Annotated in this window: 16 protein-coding genes and 1 pseudogene; 8 read left to right on the forward strand and 9 right to left on the reverse strand. The window is 44.2% G+C overall.

The window, feature by feature from the left end:
• Window positions 1–284: 284 nt before the first annotated feature.
• Window positions 285–704, forward strand: a complete 420-nt coding sequence (locus tag AC59JO_RS27380; RefSeq protein WP_413670371.1) for a cobalamin B12-binding domain-containing protein — start codon at window positions 285–287, stop codon at window positions 702–704.
• A 5-nt stretch (window positions 705–709) separates the two neighbouring features.
• The gene (locus tag AC59JO_RS27385; protein ID WP_413670370.1) at window positions 710–1492 is read left to right on the forward strand and encodes an enoyl-CoA hydratase/isomerase family protein; all 783 of its coding nucleotides are present in this window, start codon (window positions 710–712) and stop codon (window positions 1490–1492) included.
• Between the two features lie 271 nt (window positions 1493–1763).
• Here the strand turns inward: AC59JO_RS27385 and AC59JO_RS27390 are convergent, their stop codons facing one another.
• On the reverse strand, window positions 1764–3422 hold the full coding sequence (locus AC59JO_RS27390; protein ID WP_413670369.1) for a glutamine--tRNA ligase/YqeY domain fusion protein: 1659 nt from the start codon (window positions 3420–3422) through the stop codon (window positions 1764–1766).
• 406 nt (window positions 3423–3828) lie between these two features.
• The gene (locus AC59JO_RS27395) at window positions 3829–4968 is read right to left on the reverse strand and encodes an NAD(P)/FAD-dependent oxidoreductase (RefSeq protein WP_497309463.1); all 1140 of its coding nucleotides are present in this window, start codon (window positions 4966–4968) and stop codon (window positions 3829–3831) included.
• A gap of 131 nt (window positions 4969–5099) precedes the next feature.
• Between AC59JO_RS27395 and AC59JO_RS27400 the strand changes: the two genes are divergently transcribed.
• Together AC59JO_RS27400 and AC59JO_RS27405 are read left to right on the forward strand one after the other, a co-directional pair.
• Window positions 5100–5831, forward strand: a complete 732-nt coding sequence (locus AC59JO_RS27400) for a zinc metallopeptidase (RefSeq protein ID WP_121232409.1) — start codon at window positions 5100–5102, stop codon at window positions 5829–5831.
• 203 nt (window positions 5832–6034) lie between these two features.
• On the forward strand, window positions 6035–6973 hold the full coding sequence (locus AC59JO_RS27405; protein WP_497309465.1) for a YXWGXW repeat-containing protein: 939 nt from the start codon (window positions 6035–6037) through the stop codon (window positions 6971–6973).
• Window positions 6974–7099: 126 nt separating this feature from the next.
• Here the strand turns inward: AC59JO_RS27405 and apaG are convergent, their stop codons facing one another.
• Window positions 7100–7486, reverse strand: coding sequence for a Co2+/Mg2+ efflux facilitator ApaG/CorD (gene apaG / locus AC59JO_RS27410; protein WP_091210014.1), 387 nt, complete (start codon window positions 7484–7486; stop codon window positions 7100–7102).
• 45 nt (window positions 7487–7531) lie between these two features.
• Window positions 7532–8524, reverse strand: coding sequence for a tRNA dihydrouridine synthase DusB (gene dusB, locus AC59JO_RS27415; protein ID WP_413670365.1), 993 nt, complete (start codon window positions 8522–8524; stop codon window positions 7532–7534).
• A 39-nt stretch (window positions 8525–8563) separates the two neighbouring features.
• On the opposite strand from dusB, the gene AC59JO_RS27420 reads away from it, so the two are divergent.
• From AC59JO_RS27420 to AC59JO_RS27435, 4 genes and pseudogenes are all read left to right on the forward strand, one after another.
• On the forward strand, window positions 8564–9508 hold the full coding sequence (locus tag AC59JO_RS27420; RefSeq protein ID WP_413670364.1) for a CPBP family intramembrane glutamic endopeptidase: 945 nt from the start codon (window positions 8564–8566) through the stop codon (window positions 9506–9508).
• A gap of 66 nt (window positions 9509–9574) precedes the next feature.
• Window positions 9575–9721 (forward strand): hypothetical protein, encoded by a 147-nt coding sequence (locus AC59JO_RS27425; protein WP_497309468.1) that lies wholly within the window; start codon window positions 9575–9577, stop codon window positions 9719–9721.
• Complete coding sequence (locus AC59JO_RS27430) at window positions 9718–10524, forward strand: phosphatidate cytidylyltransferase (RefSeq protein ID WP_413670362.1); 807 nt, start codon at window positions 9718–9720, stop codon at window positions 10522–10524. Before AC59JO_RS27425 ends, AC59JO_RS27430 begins: the two co-directional genes overlap by 4 nt.
• 26 nt (window positions 10525–10550) lie before the next feature.
• Window positions 10551–11204, forward strand: a pseudogene (locus tag AC59JO_RS27435) (phosphatidylserine decarboxylase family protein); the annotation flags it as partial.
• 757 nt (window positions 11205–11961) lie between these two features.
• Here the strand turns inward: AC59JO_RS27435 and rplS are convergent.
• From rplS to trmD, 5 genes are all read right to left on the reverse strand, one after another.
• Window positions 11962–12309, reverse strand: coding sequence for a 50S ribosomal protein L19 (rplS, locus tag AC59JO_RS27440; protein ID WP_090532282.1), 348 nt, complete (start codon window positions 12307–12309; stop codon window positions 11962–11964).
• A gap of 202 nt (window positions 12310–12511) precedes the next feature.
• Entirely contained in the window at window positions 12512–12757 is a 246-nt protein-coding gene (locus AC59JO_RS27445) for a hypothetical protein (RefSeq protein ID WP_413670361.1), read from the reverse strand.
• Between the two features lie 5 nt (window positions 12758–12762).
• Window positions 12763–13254, reverse strand: a complete 492-nt coding sequence (locus tag AC59JO_RS27450) for a hypothetical protein (protein ID WP_413670360.1) — start codon at window positions 13252–13254, stop codon at window positions 12763–12765.
• 44 nt (window positions 13255–13298) lie between these two features.
• Window positions 13299–13865, reverse strand: a complete 567-nt coding sequence (locus tag AC59JO_RS27455; RefSeq protein ID WP_413670359.1) for an RNA polymerase sigma factor — start codon at window positions 13863–13865, stop codon at window positions 13299–13301.
• A gap of 138 nt (window positions 13866–14003) precedes the next feature.
• A complete protein-coding gene (gene trmD / locus AC59JO_RS27460) occupies window positions 14004–14690 on the reverse strand; it encodes a tRNA (guanosine(37)-N1)-methyltransferase TrmD (protein WP_497309471.1) in 687 nt (228 codons plus the stop codon).
• Window positions 14691–14780 lie beyond the last annotated feature (90 nt).

Genomic DNA, 14780 nt, shown 5'->3' on the forward strand with positions numbered 1-14780 from the left:
GGACATTATCAAACCTGTAAATACATAACAGGATTATCTTAAAACCTGTAAACTTTTTTTAGGACGAGACATTCATTTCTACAAACCTTTTGCACCGCTGGTGCAACCTATCAATCCCATAGCGCACGCCGCTTTGTAAATCATTAAGTTCAGGAATTTGCATGCAGGAGACGCATATGATGCGTCTTTACATTTTAAAACAGGTAAATTTAAACAGCCTCTAAGAAACATAAAACAACTTCCATAATTTTCTTACTACATTTACGGAAACCAATAGGTTATTCATGAGTAATACCTTTAACCGACCAATCCGTGTTTTAGTTGCCAAAGTAGGGCTCGATGGGCATGACCGCGGCGCGCGTATTATTGCTACTTCGCTGCGCGATGCAGGTATGGAAGTTATTTATACCGGCTTGCGGCAAACCCCCGAAATGGTGGTTAATACTGCCCTGCAGGAAGATGTGGACGCAATTGGCATCTCCATACTTTCGGGTGCGCATATGACGGTATTTCCCCGCATCATCAATCTCATTAAAGAAAAAGAAATGGATGATGTTTTGGTGACAGGTGGTGGTATTATTCCGCATGAAGATATGCTTGAGCTGCAAAAACTTGGCGTTGGTGAACTTTTCCCTCCCGGTACCAGCACACAGGATATCGTGAAATATATAACCGATTGGGTACATGAACACCGCAATTTTTAATCCCCATGGAATTTCAAAACCTGCTGATAACAAATAAGGGACGGATTCAACAAATTACAATTAACCGCGAAAGCAAGCTGAACGCCCTTAATAAAGATACACTTGCCGAGCTACACACAGCCATTGCCGAAGCTTTTCAAAACCCGGAGGTGGGCGGTGTTATCATTACAGGAGCCGGGCCAAAAGCCTTTGTTGCGGGGGCCGATATCAGCGAGTTTGCTGCACTTGATGCCGATGGCGGCACGCAGCTTTCACGTACTGGCCATACCGAAGTTTTTGATTTGATAGCCAATGGCGGTAAACCGGTAATAGCTGCTGTAAATGGTTTCGCTTTAGGTGGGGGACTTGAACTGGCTATGGCCTGCCATATTCGCATAGCATCTGATAATGCCAAAATGGGTTTGCCCGAAGTTACTTTAGGGCTGATACCCGGTTATGGTGGCACGCAGCGTCTTACGCAATTGGTTGGTAAAGGCAAAGCAATGGAGATGATTCTGACTGCAGATATGATTACAGCGGGAGATGCTCTGCAATATGGACTGGTTACCCACGTAGTTAACCCTGAAGAGCTATTGTCGAAAGCCGAAGAGATCCTGAACAAGATTTTAACCCGTGCCCCGTTGGCGCTTGCCGCGGCCATTCGCAGTATCAATGCTGCTTATACCGATGGTGTTAACGGTTATGAAACCGAAGTTGCCGAGTTTGGCAAATGCTTCGGTACAAAAGATTTTAAAGAGGGCGTTGCCGCGTTTATGGAGAAACGGAAGGCCGAATTTAAAGGGGAATAGATCTATATGAAAGCTAAACGCCTAATGCAGGAAGCTTACTATAAAAGATAAAAAAGCAAGGGCTTGTGCGGTTCCCTCCCCTGGGAGGGTGTAGGGAGGGGTTTCATCGACAGCCTATTCGTTTGAAAAAGCGTATAAACTCCTCCCTGCCGCAACGCAACCCAACCGCACCCCTCCCGAGGGAGGGAATTAAAAAAAGCAGGTTGAGCCCTTGGCTCAACCTGCTTTAAAATTTTCAAACTTCCCCTTTTAGGGGCTCGGGGGCGCAGGGCTACTTTTTACCCCAGCCGTCCTTCAACGTTACGGTGCGGTTAAACACCAGTTTGTCTTGGGTTGAGTTTTTATCTAAAGTAAAATAGCCTTTGCGCATAAACTGAACCGGTTTGCCTAATTCAGCATTAACCAAATCTGGTTCGATGTATACGGTAGACAATACCTGCAGGCTGTTTGGGTTAATATAATCCTTAAAGTCGCCATCTTCGTTTGACGGGTCTTCTACCTGGAATAAACGGTCGTACAATCTTACCTCGGCAGTTTTAGCGTGTTCAACACTCACCCAGTGGATGGTGCCTTTTACGTTGATGCCGCTGGTGTCATTGCCTGATTTTGATTCGGGCAGATAGCTGCAATGAATTTCGGTGATGTTGCCATCAGCATCTTTAACAATGCTTTCGCCTTTGATGATATATGCATTTTTTAAGCGAACCATCAGCCCGATACCTAAACGAAAGAATTTTTTAGGCGCAACCTCCATAAAGTCTTCACGCTCTATCCACAACTCACGACCGAAAGGAATGTCCCTGCCACCGTCACCACCTTCAACTTCGGGGTTGTTTTCGCCGTGCATCACTTCAGTTTGGCCTTCAGGATAGTTATCCAGGATCAGCTTAACCGGATCAAGCACGGCCATACGGCGCCATGCAGTTTTGTTCAGGTCCTCGCGGATACAAAACTCCAGCAGGCCAACATCTATCATGTTTTCGCGTTTGGCTACACCGATGCGTTCACAAAACTCGCGGATAGAAGCCGGAGTATAACCACGACGGCGTAAACCACTGATAGTAGGCATGCGCGGATCGTCCCAGCCATCAACATGACCTTCTGTAACCAGCTGCAGCAGCTTGCGCTTGCTCATCACCGTATAGTTGAGGTTTAAGCGGGCAAACTCATATTGTTTTGATGGGAAGATATCTAATTTCTCAATAAACCAGTCGTACAACGGACGGTGAGGTACAAACTCCAGCGTACAGATAGAATGTGTGATCTCTTCAATAGCATCCGATTGTCCGTGGGCGAAATCATACATCGGGTAAATGCACCATTTATCGCCTGTGCGGTGGTGATGCGCGTGTTTAATACGGTACATCAGTGGGTCGCGCAGGTGCATGTTTGGCGATGCCAGATCGAGCTTAGCACGCAGTACTTTGGCACCGTCAGGATATTTACCGTCCTTCATATCGGCAAATAGCTGCAGGTTTTCTTCTACCGAACGGCTACGGTATTGGTTAGGCGTACCTGGTTCTGTAGGTGTACCTTTTTGTGCGGCAATTTCTTCGGCGGTGCTATCATCAACATACGCCAGGTTATTTTTAATCAGTTCAACAGCAAATGCATATAGCTGGTCGAAGTAATCGGAAGCGTAAAGTTCATTGGCCCAATCAAAGCCAAGCCATTTTACATCTTCTTTAATGCTGTCAACATATTCAACATCCTCTTTAACGGGATTGGTATCGTCAAAACGGAGGTTGGTAAGGCCATTATATTTTTTTGCCAAACCAAAGTTAAGGCAGATTGACTTGGCGTGGCCAATATGCAGGTAACCATTAGGTTCGGGCGGGAAACGGGTAAGTACACGGTTGTCGTTTTTACCGGCAGCCAAATCTTCTTCAACAATTTCCTCTATAAAGTTCAGTGATCTTTCTTCGCTCATAAATTAGTATAGCAATATGGACAAAAGTAACAAAATTTTGTGCGGTGTGTACTAAGAAGTGTATTGCCGGGTGGAGAAGATAAATCTTATAATGACGTGATTATAAGCTATTGATTATTAAGAGTGTTTTTCGATCGGTTTTATAATATGGGCGTTCCCGTTAGCTAACGGGCCGGGCTTTCCGTTGCAAGTCCTCGCCTTTCCTGCCCGCAATCCCTACTCACGCTGTGGGCTTTACACTTCAATCCCTAACGCGTCCCCGCGCACCATCGCTAAAATATATCTCATCCTAAAAAAGTTTACAGGTTAAATGATAAATCCTGTTATGCGTTTACAGCTACTGGCGCAAGTCTTGTGCGGAGGCATGTGCACGGCTGACTTGTGCTTTTCTACTAAAAGTGGAGTTTTATGAACCCAACATCAACTCCGCCACTTCCTCTCCCACCAAACTCCCCATAGCCACGCCCATGCCATTACACCTAACGGCACAGAAAATGCCGGGCTGTACCTGTTTCACTATCGGGCTGATCTCCTGTCCAAAACCCATGATGCCGCTCCACCAGTAATCAATCTCTACGTTTTGTCCGGGAAGGATAACTTCATTCAAATAAGTCATCAATTGCTCTTTAACTTCGTCGGTATGTCCGAAATCCCAGGTTTCTTCGGCTTTGTAATTGAGGTTGCGGCCGCCGCCAAACAATACCCGGTTATCAATATTGCGGAAATAGTAATACCCCTGATTAAAATGGTAAGTGCCCTTCAACTTCAACCCGGCAACAGGTTTGGTCACCATTACCTGTCCGCGGCCGGGTACTACATCCAGCTCGGGATATAGCTGGCTTGCAAATGCATTGGTAGCTAAAACCACTTTGCCGGCTTTAAACACTCCTTGCGATGTGTTTAACCTGATAGCGTTATCTTCCTGCTCAATAGCCGAGATGCTGCAATTGTTAAGTACCAGTACGCCCAATTCATATACTTTATATAATAACGCACACATCATTTTACCGGTGTGGATTTGCCCTTCGAACGGATTGTATATGATATGCTTCACTTTATTGAAGCCAAATGCTGCAATTTTTTCATCAGCTACTGAATAAATGTCAGGTTCGCCTATAGCTTGTTGTAATAATTTATTCAGATGATCTATCTGATCAATACAATCGTGTGCGTGGCTTTCCTCATGGTCCATAAACAGTTCGTGACCGCCGTGTTGATGATAATCTATGTTATTATCCCCTAAGTTTTCCCTCAGGCGTTGCAGGCCTTTCCACTTATAAGCCACTAAACGCATGGCTTCAGTTTCGGACGAGTGATTTATTACCTCAATTTGCTCCGAAACTGTACCAAAACACGCGAAACCAGCGTTTTTAGTACTGGCGCCCGATGGTAAAAACCCCCGCTCCAGCACCAAAACTTTTAATGTTGGCTGCCGTTTTTTTAAGTGAAGCGCTGCACTTAAACCCACAATACCGCTGCCTATGATAATAACATCGGCATTATCAGTAAATGCCGTGCGTTCCCAATATGAAAATGATGGCTCCATTACTGTCAAAAGTAAATAATCGGGTTGCAAAAAGGGAATTGTTTAAATAAAGCGGAATAATTTTTGAACAGGTACTGTAACGTTTACAGTGTTTTAAACTACTTAATTTAAAAAATATTTTTAACAATCATATGAATCACATTTCACTAATTATGGGATACATAGCGCCAAACTCGGCCTGGTTCCTGATGATTATTGTTGCCCTGGTAAGCTTTATTGTACAATGGCGGTTCAGGAGTAAATTTAAGCAGTATTCTGAAATTGGCTTAATGTCTGGCTTATCGGGCCAGGAAGTAGCCGTGAAAATGCTGCGCGCCCATGGTATATTTGATGTACAGGTAATTTGCGTTGAAGGACAGCTTACCGACCATTATAATCCCGAAACAAAAACAGTTAACCTGAGCACCGATGTGTTTTACAGCCGGAGCATTGCTGCCGCCGCAGTTGCCGCGCACGAATGCGGCCACGCTGTGCAGCATGCCGAAGCTTATGGCTGGTTAAGTTTCCGCTCGGCAATGGTTCCCGCTATTAATGTGGCATCTACCATTACCCAATGGACTTTGTTTATCGGCATTATGCTGCTGTTCTTTTCAGGCAGTCCTTATGTTTTAGCGGTTGGTGTGGCAGCTTTAGCGCTGGTTACATTTTTTAGCTTTATAACCCTGCCGGTTGAGTTTGATGCCAGTCGCCGCGCATTAGCCTGGCTGGATAACAATTACGCTGTGGTGCAAACCGGGCAGGAACATGAAATGGCTAAAGATGCCCTTTGGTGGGCCGCCATGACCTATGTGGTTGCCGCGCTGAGTGCTTTAGCTACATTGGTTTATTATGCTTCGTTTTTGTTTAATAACAGGAGGAATTAACCCCCTAACCCCTGAAGGGGGAATGATTGTTGTAATTATAAAGTCCTGTTCCATCCGGAAACAGGCCTTTATGTTTTTAAAATGAGGCTTATTCTCCCCCTTTAGGGGGGCAGGGGGCGAACTTCATGATCCGTTCATTTAACCGGCCAAAACTTAATGTAATGTTCATGTTATGCAGGTAGGTTTGGTTAAAATCATTGATTATGAAAAAGATAACAAGCGTATTGATGGTGCTTTTGATAGTGTCGGTAGCATCAGTTAAAACTTATGCACAAATTAGTGTGGGGATCTCTGTGAATATAGCACCGCCTGTATTGCCAACTTATACACAGCCACCCTGTCCTGTCGACGGATATTTATGGACGCCGGGTTATTGGGCATACGATCAGGATGGCGGATATTATTGGGTGCCGGGCGTATGGGTAAGCCCGCCGGCAGCTGGTTATTTGTGGACGCCAGGCTACTGGGGTTATGACGGCGCCGTTTATGTTTATCATGAAGGATATTGGGGGCATCATATTGGGTTTTATGGCGGTGTAAACTACGGCTACGGTTACGTTGGAACCGGCTATGTGGGCGGTCGCTGGGCCGGTAATTCATTTCAGTATAACACGGCCGTTGTAAACGTTAATAACACGGTTGTGCATAATACCTATGTCAATAAAACTGTTATCAACAACAACGTTACTGTTAATAATAACAGTTTCAACGGGCCGGGTGGTGTAACCGCAAAACCGCAGCCACAGGAGCGGGCTGCCGAAAAGGAAAATCACATACAGCCTACCGCTGATCAAATTACCCACCGGCAGGTTGCGGTAAAAGACCAAAGTCAGTTTGCAAAAAATAATAACGGACACCCTACTACCGCAGCCATGAACAAGGTTAACGGAAACCGTTTTACACCGGAAGGAAACAGGGCGCAACCATCATCAAGAGCAAATGCCGGGGATGGCCAGGCTCATAACGCTAATGCAGCTCCATCTGCTGATAATTCTGCTAACAGCCACGCTCCTGCCAGGAGGGCAAATATAGCAGCTGTAAATAATGGTGGTGCAAGACCCTCCGGGCAGCATATTAACAGAGCGCCTCGCAGACAAGCTTCAGCCCCACGCGAAGAAAGGCCGCACAGGGAAAGGCGGTGACGCCCCCTAACCCCCTAAAGGGGGAATAATGATGTATAATATAAAAGCAAAAGCCGAATGAAAAGTCATTCGGCTTTGTTCTATAAATTTCTTTCCTAACTCCCCCTTTAGGGGGCCGGGGGGCGATTAATTCAACCTGTACGGTGCTATCAAATAAAATTCCGGGATCTGTACATTGAAGTTGGCATTATCCAACAGACGGATCATATGATATTCGCCCTTCATGTTGCCCATATCTGTTTTGAGGTTGCAGCCCGATACGTACTCATGCGTGTGGCCCGGTTCAATAACGGGTTGCAAGCCTACTACTCCTTCGCCTTCCACTTCTCGTTTTGCGCCGTTTGAATCAAAGATGTACCAATGGCGGCTCATCAACCTGATGGCGTAGTTGGTCATGTTTTCGATGCTTACCTTATAAGCAAACATAAAATGATCGTTTGCCGGGTTTGAATACTCCGGCTGATATATGGTTTCGATGGAAACCTTAACACCCTCAGTTATAGTGGTAACCATGTGACAAGTATCGTTTATTTCAAATATATAGAAAGGGAGCAAATATTAAGCCATTTCAACAGCATATTTTTCTTCGATCTCGGCCAGGATCTGGTCAACTGCTTCAAGGTCAGGGGCAGTAACAAAACGCATTCTGAACTCCTTGAAATGATCTATCCCTTTAAAGTAGTTAGAGTAATGCCTGCGCATTTCGAAAATGCCTGTTTTAGGGCCTTTCCACTCAATTGATTTGTATAAATGCGCGCGGCAGGCCGCAACGCGTTCGGCAATTGTTGGCTTATCGAGGTATTCGCCGGTTTTAAAATAGTGCTTTATTTCGCGAAAAATCCAGGGGTAACCAATAGCTGCACGACCGATCATCATGCCATCAACCTCATATTCCATGCGCCATGCGGCTGCCTTCTCTGGCGAATCGATGTCTCCATTCCCGAAAATGGGGATTTTTATACGCGGATTTTTCTTGATATCGCGGATCAATGCCCAGTCGGCCACGCCTTTATACATCTGTGCGCGGGTACGGCCATGTATGGTAAGCGCCTTGATACCAACGTCCTGCAGGCGTTCGGCAACTTCGTAAACATTTTTGGTGTTATCGTCCCAGCCAAGGCGGGTTTTTACAGTTACCGGTAAATGTGTTGCATCAACAACCGCCTTGGTCATCGCTACCATTTTATCGATATCCTGCAACAAGCTTGCACCGGCACCACGGCAGGCCACCTGTTTTACCGGGCAGCCATAGTTGATATCCATCAGGTCAGGGCCTGCCAGCGTAGCTATTTCGGTAGCTTCGCGCATGTGATCGATGTCACTGCCGAAGATCTGGATGCCGATAGGCCGCTCGTATTCAAAAATATCAAGCTTCTGCCTGCTTTTTGCCGCGTCGCGGATCAGCCCCTCGCTTGAGATGAACTCTGTATACATCATATCCGCGCCGTTTTGCTTGCATACATAACGAAAGGGTGGATCGCTCACATCCTCCATCGGCGCCAGCAACAGCGGGAACTCACCTAAATCAATATTTCCTATTTGTACAGACATCCTTATCTTTAGCCTGCAAAAATACGAATTTTACATCGAATGATAAAAGCCCCATCTCAAGTACCTCAGCCACAGGGAAGTCAAATAACACCGTTTTTACAGTTTATTATATTAATAGCACTAACTATAGGGATGCTGATTGTGTGCAGTTTAATAGCTGCCGGAATTATCGGGCTGATATTTGGGTCACAAACGCTTACCGATACGTTTACTTTTAACACACGAAATCCGCAGGTTGGTGCCGCTTTATGGACATTGCAGATCATTAGCACCACCTTGCCGTTATATCTTGCCCCTGTAATTTTCGCGCGCTTTATAGTAAAGGAGCCTGTAGATTATTTGAAGGTTACTCCCAAATTTCCACCGGTGCTGTTATTGCTGATTCTATCTATCATGATCTGTTCATCACCGGTTATGGAAGTGCTGGTAAATGTTAACCAGAAGCTGGTTTTGCCGGCCCCCTTAAAAAGCCTGGAAGATGCATTACGTGCCATGGAGGCACAAGCCCAAAAGGCCACGGAAGCCATGCTGCAGATGAAAACAATATCGGACATGCTTTTTGCTGTTTTGGTTGTTGGCTTATTAACTGCTATTGCCGAAGAATTTTTATTCAGGGGATGCCTGCAAACTATCATGATTAGGTGGACAGGAAATCCGCACGCCGCTATTTGGATCACCGCTATATTGTTCAGTGCTTTCCATATGGAGTTTTTTACCTTTTTGCCGCGTGTGGCATTGGGCGTATTTTTTGGCTATTTTGTAATGTGGAGCGGCAGTATCTGGACAAGCGTTTGGGCGCATTTTTTAAATAATGCCACCCAGGTTGTGATCCTGTACCTGTATTCGCAGAAGCGCATCACCCTTGATCCTAATGATCAGCACGTATTTAATTACCAGAGCTATGCTTTAAGCCTGATAATTATTTTAATTTTGCTTTTTATGTACAGAAATACTGCTAAAGGAAAAAGCCCGCTGTTGAGTTAAATGGAAAAAAACTGGGTCAAAATTTTTACTTCAACTAATTTTTACCAATCAGAAATTGTTAAGCAAATGCTTACCGGGAATCATATTGATACCGTTTTGCTGAATAAACAGGATTCATCGCACCGCAACTTTGGCGAAGTAGAGGTTTATATTCACCAGGAGGATTTTAGCAAGGCTATTGAGATCATGATCCTCAATCAAATTAATATATGAAACAACGCGCCATCACTGGCTTATTTTTTATTATCGTAATGATTGGGTCTAATTTGTTAGGTCCATATGTATTTAGTGTTTTTTACCTGTTATTGAGCTTGTTTTGCCTGCTTGAGTTTTACAAACTGGTTAGGCAAGGTGGTATGCAGCCCGAGCGTTTTACCGGGGCGCTTGCCTGCGTAATTATGTTTTTCTTTTTCGCGGCCAACTGCTATTTTCCGGCATATAAATACATTATACTGCTGCCCATACTGCTTAGCTTTATCCCGATAGGCGAGTTGTATAAAAAGTCTGCCGCTCCTTTTACCAATATCGGTTTTACCTATTTAGGTCTATTGATGGCTGTTGTGCCATTCATGTTTTTTCATGCTATGGCTTTTACCCGGGGAGATGGCGTTTTTAACTTTCATGTACCGCTTGGCTTTTTGATTATGCTGTGGAGCAACGATACCGGGGCTTACCTGGTGGGCAGCAAGTTTGGCCGTAATAAACTGTTCGAAAGGCATTCGCCCAAAAAATCATGGGAAGGCTTTATCGGAGGCATCCTCATCTGCGCTTTTGCGGCATATATTTTGAGCCGCTTTTATACAGAGTATAACTGTTTCGATTGGATCATCATGTCGCTTATCATTTCAAACTTTGGCACCATGGGCGATCTGGTCGAATCCATGTTCAAGCGCAGCCTAAACGTAAAAGATTCAGGGGGTATATTACCGGGCCATGGCGGCCTGCTCGACAGGTTTGACGGCTTGCTGATGGCCGCGCCAATTGTATATGCATACCTGTACTTAATTTCAAATTAGTAGTTTTGTATTAAAACCTATAAATAATGACCATACATAAAGAAGGCTATACCTCACTCGCTATTACTATCCTGTTCATTTTTGTTTTAAATGCGCTGATCCAGTTTTACATGCCAACTGCGCATACCCTAAAATGGATAGTTTATATTTTTTCGGGTGCTTTATTTTTGATCATACTGCAGTTTTTCCGCAGTCCGTTTTTCGATATTGAAACAGCCGAAAATACTATCCTGTGCCCTGCCGATGGTAAGGTTGTGGTGATAGAAGAAACTGAAGAAACCGAGTTTTTAAAAGATAAACGTATTCAGCTATCGGTTTTCATGTCGCCGGTTAATGTGCATGTTAACCGCAACCCAATTGCGGGCGTGGTTAGCTATTTTAAATATCACAAAGGTAAATACCTGGTGGCCTGGCACCCTAAATCATCGACAGAGAATGAGCGTACTACCATCGCTATTGAAAATAGCAAAGGTGTAACGGTATTGTTCAGGCAGATAGCCGGTGCATTGGCCCGCCGTATTGTATGGTATGTAAAAGAGGGTGATATTGTTGATCAGGGCCAGCAGTTTGGCTTTATTAAGTTTGGATCGAGGGTGGATGTTTTCCTGCCCTTGGGTACCAAGATCCTCGTAAATATTGGCGATGTGGTAAAAGGCGGTCGCACCGTTTTAGCTGAGCTGGTTGACGCTGAGCCTTTAAAAGAAGCTTCAAAACCTGATGCAATTGTTGTTCCGGAGCCACCTGCGGCCCCTGTTGAACCTTCCGTTTTGGTAGAAGAAACACCAACAATGAATAGCATTACACCTGCTCCATCGCTTGTTGTTGACAGGCCCGAAGAGGTTGAAAGCCCGGCTTTAGAAGAGGGTGCTGAAGAGAAACCTGCTAAAAAGGTATCTGCATCAAAAGCTAAAAAAGTTGACGAGGACGCAGCTAAAGAAGCAGATAGCGAATAATTAACGTTCGTTTTGATTAAGAAAAAGCAGATGGGGAATTCATCTGCTTTTTTTGTGCCTGGATAGCACCCTCTGTCGCAGGTTCAGCGATAGCGTAACCCGTGATCCTGCATTGTTGAAGCTTTCGGCTTTAAATAACCTATTTTTCCTTAGCTCAAGTTTTGTGGGCGGGATAGCTGAGGGGGGAACTTGGGCTTGCCTGTCAAGACTCGGAAAGCACAAGTCGCCAATCGCACATCCCTCCGCTCAAGACTTGCGCTAAGAGTGCTAAGAGTGTTATAAACCGGCGGCAGTTTTGACTTAAAGACTTACGAAGTTTTCAAAACTTCGTAAGTCTGGGCTTTTGTAACTAAAGGTTTTTGTCTAAAAATCAATCAATTACTATGATATCGGCTTAAAAACCATCATATAGCAAAAGGCCTTACCGAAATTTCTTTCAGAAAGGCCTTTTAATTTTTTATATACCGCTAAGCGGTTGGGTAAATTAAACGCGTTTTGATTTGATACGAGCTGCTTTACCAGTAAGGGCGCGCAGGTAGTATAGTTTTGAACGACGAACTTTACCAACACTGTTAACTTCGATCTTGTCGATGTTTGGAGAGTTAACAGGGAAGATACGCTCAACGCCAATGCCATTTGATACTTTACGCACAGTAAAAGTTTCGCTAACACCAACGCTGTTACGCTGAATTACCACACCCTGGTAAACCTGAACGCGTTCTTTATTTCCTTCTCTGATTTTATAGTGAACACTTACAGTATCACCAGCTTTGAAGGATGGAAGCTGCTTTTTTTCTACTGATTGCTCTTCAACAAATTTTACTAAATCCATGATTTTAAGCTCTTAATGCGATTTTTAGCCCGTAAAAATCGGATTGCAAGTATAGGGATTATTTTCAATAAATGAAAGTCAAATTTAAAAATTTCCACATTTAGTTTTTTTATTAACAACAGGTTGTGGTTTATGCAGACTATTAATAGACTTACGAAGTTTTTAAAACCTCGTAAGTCTTGCCTAAGATTGAGGTTGCTCCTCATTTTTCAATGCTCACAGGCTCCGGCTTTTTCTCCGTGAAATAAGCAATTAAGGTATACACCAATCCAATCAAAAGCAGGTTAAATACAAAATTGATGAGCGTATCGCTTACCGAATGGGAGCGTTTATCGATATCAATAAATGTAAAAACGGCATAGCCAAGTGCAATGGTCAATATGATCCAACCAATGATGGATGCAGGCAGGTAAATGATCCCTTTGCGGGTAAACCAGTTTAGTTTCATGATGATTAGTTTTTGATGGATATGTTTTCTGTCATGGCGAAATTGATGAACACAAGCACAATGGCAAGGCTGATAAGGATCAATAAAATGTTCCATAGTTTTAACCGGATACTGATATTGAGCTCTTTTACTTTGCGCCTTTCGGGATCAATTTGCCTAACCTGTACATGGATAATGGAAAGCAGATTGATAATTATGCAAACGATGGGTAGGATAAACAATACCAGTGGGCCGATATAATCAATGTATGGCATTTTTTCTAACCGCACTATTGTACCGAACATGGCACTGAACCAGTTTGCATTAACGTGGAAATGATAATACATAAATACACATAGCAGGAAATAGCATGGCACTATCACCAGCCATAACCCCAGGGCGGCCGAACGACCGGCGTTCATAATAGCCATTTTTACCACATCCTGATGTTGGGATGGGTTTACATCGGGTACTTTTAGATTTTCCATTTGCTTTAAAAATTCGTCCTGATCTTTCATGTTAATTACCCTTATAATGCATTAATTGATTTTGGTTGCACTGCTTAAAGCATGTTTCTTAATTTCTCTAATCCGCGCGAAAGCAATGATTTTATGGTGCCTTCATTTTTATCAAGGATCTCGCTGATCTCGGTATTGGTTTTTTGTTCAAAGTAGCGTAATGAAATTACCTCCTGGTATTTGATATCCAGTTTAAGCAGGTTTTGGCGGATGCGATTATAATCGTCATAGGCTTTTAGTTCCCGCTCCATCATTTCGCGCTCATTGCCGGCGTGGTCATGCAGCAGTTTTTCCATCTGCGGGTTTTCCAGCAGTTGCTGTAACGATTCGGGTTTATACTTGTTGCTGCGGTAATATTGGTTAAGCTCGTTAGTAGCAATACGGTAAAGCCACGATGAAATACTTATACCCTTCCATTTAAACGAGCCTATCCTCAAAAAAGCTTTCAGAAAAGTTTCGGCGGCTATATCCCTGGCCAGATCATAATCCCCGCAGCGGCGTATGATATAAGCAAACACAGGTTTATACCAACGGTCAAACACCTGCCCAAAGGCAGCCGGGTTGGTTCGGCATTGTTCAATAAGCTGGGCTTCGGTGTGGTTAGGGTTCATAGCTGCAACGCTACTATAATGCAGTATGCATTAATTGGTTGCAATCTAATTTAAGGAAATTGGTTGAGGGTTTGTAGAGACGCATGTGATGCGTCTGCCTGCTTGATTAGCGAAGACGCATGTGATGCGTCTCTACATTTAAATCTCACCCCTATCCAAAAGATCAGGCCTGCGTGTCTTTGTGCGCTCCAATGCCTGTTCGTGGCGCCATTTTTCAATTTCTGGAGTATTACCTCCTAAAAGGATTTCGGGTACCTTGTGGCCGTTCCAGTCGGCTGGGCGGGTATAAACCGGGGCATCCAGTAAATCATCCTGGAAGGAATCGGACAGGGCCGATGTTTCATCGCTCAATACGCCAGGGATAAGCCTCACTACTGCGTCGACCAGTACGGCTGCGGGCAGCTCTCCGCCCGAAAGTACGTAATCGCCTATAGAGATCTCCCGGGTAACATAAATGTCCCTGATGCGCTGATCGATGCCTTTATAATGACCGCAAAGAATAATGATATTTTTTTTGATAGAAAGCTGGTTGGCGATGCGCTGGTTCAGCGTTTCACCATCGGGCGACATGAAAATGATATCATCATAATCACGTTCCGATTTTAGTTTTTCGATACAAGCTGCAAACGGTGGAATGGTCATCACCATGCCGCTGCCTCCGCCGTAAGGGTAATCATCTACGCTTTTTTGCTTGTTGGTAGCATAATCCCTCAGGTTGTGGACAACAATTTCAGAGATTCCTTTTTTTTGCGCACGCTGTAAAATAGAATGTGCAAAAGGACTTTCAAGCAAACCGGGCAAAACAGAGATGATATCGAAACGCATACTTTCTTCAGACTCAGGATAAAAGAATCAGGATGCAAGATTACTGAAAAATGTCCTCTCTCAGAAATCGTCTTGACTCCTGCATCTTGC

Source organism: Mucilaginibacter sp. A5337, from assembly GCF_059690695.1.

Excerpts from the sequence above, each read along its gene's own strand:
- apaG (WP_091210014.1), bottom strand. The coding sequence starts at position 7,486 with ATGGTTACCACTATAACTGAGGGTGTTAAGGTTTCCATCGAAACCATA.
- trmD (WP_497309471.1), bottom strand. The coding sequence starts at position 14,690 with ATGCGTTTCGATATCATCTCTGTTTTGCCCGGTTTGCTTGAAAGTCCT.
- AC59JO_RS27445 (WP_413670361.1), bottom strand. The coding sequence starts at position 12,757 with ATGAAACTAAACTGGTTTACCCGCAAAGGGATCATTTACCTGCCTGCA.
- AC59JO_RS27380 (WP_413670371.1), top strand. The coding sequence starts at position 285 with ATGAGTAATACCTTTAACCGACCAATCCGTGTTTTAGTTGCCAAAGTA.
- AC59JO_RS27450 (WP_413670360.1), bottom strand. The coding sequence starts at position 13,254 with ATGAAAGATCAGGACGAATTTTTAAAGCAAATGGAAAATCTAAAAGTA.
- AC59JO_RS27395 (WP_497309463.1), bottom strand. The coding sequence starts at position 4,968 with ATGGAGCCATCATTTTCATATTGGGAACGCACGGCATTTACTGATAAT.
- rplS (WP_090532282.1), bottom strand. The coding sequence starts at position 12,309 with ATGGATTTAGTAAAATTTGTTGAAGAGCAATCAGTAGAAAAAAAGCAG.
- AC59JO_RS27425 (WP_497309468.1), top strand. The coding sequence starts at position 9,575 with ATGCTTACCGGGAATCATATTGATACCGTTTTGCTGAATAAACAGGAT.
- AC59JO_RS27390 (WP_413670369.1), bottom strand. The coding sequence starts at position 3,422 with ATGAGCGAAGAAAGATCACTGAACTTTATAGAGGAAATTGTTGAAGAA.
- AC59JO_RS27400 (WP_121232409.1), top strand. The coding sequence starts at position 5,100 with ATGAATCACATTTCACTAATTATGGGATACATAGCGCCAAACTCGGCC.
- AC59JO_RS27420 (WP_413670364.1), top strand. The coding sequence starts at position 8,564 with ATGATAAAAGCCCCATCTCAAGTACCTCAGCCACAGGGAAGTCAAATA.
- AC59JO_RS27455 (WP_413670359.1), bottom strand. The coding sequence starts at position 13,865 with ATGAACCCTAACCACACCGAAGCCCAGCTTATTGAACAATGCCGAACC.
- AC59JO_RS27405 (WP_497309465.1), top strand. The coding sequence starts at position 6,035 with ATGAAAAAGATAACAAGCGTATTGATGGTGCTTTTGATAGTGTCGGTA.
- AC59JO_RS27430 (WP_413670362.1), top strand. The coding sequence starts at position 9,718 with ATGAAACAACGCGCCATCACTGGCTTATTTTTTATTATCGTAATGATT.
- AC59JO_RS27385 (WP_413670370.1), top strand. The coding sequence starts at position 710 with ATGGAATTTCAAAACCTGCTGATAACAAATAAGGGACGGATTCAACAA.
- dusB (WP_413670365.1), bottom strand. The coding sequence starts at position 8,524 with ATGTCTGTACAAATAGGAAATATTGATTTAGGTGAGTTCCCGCTGTTG.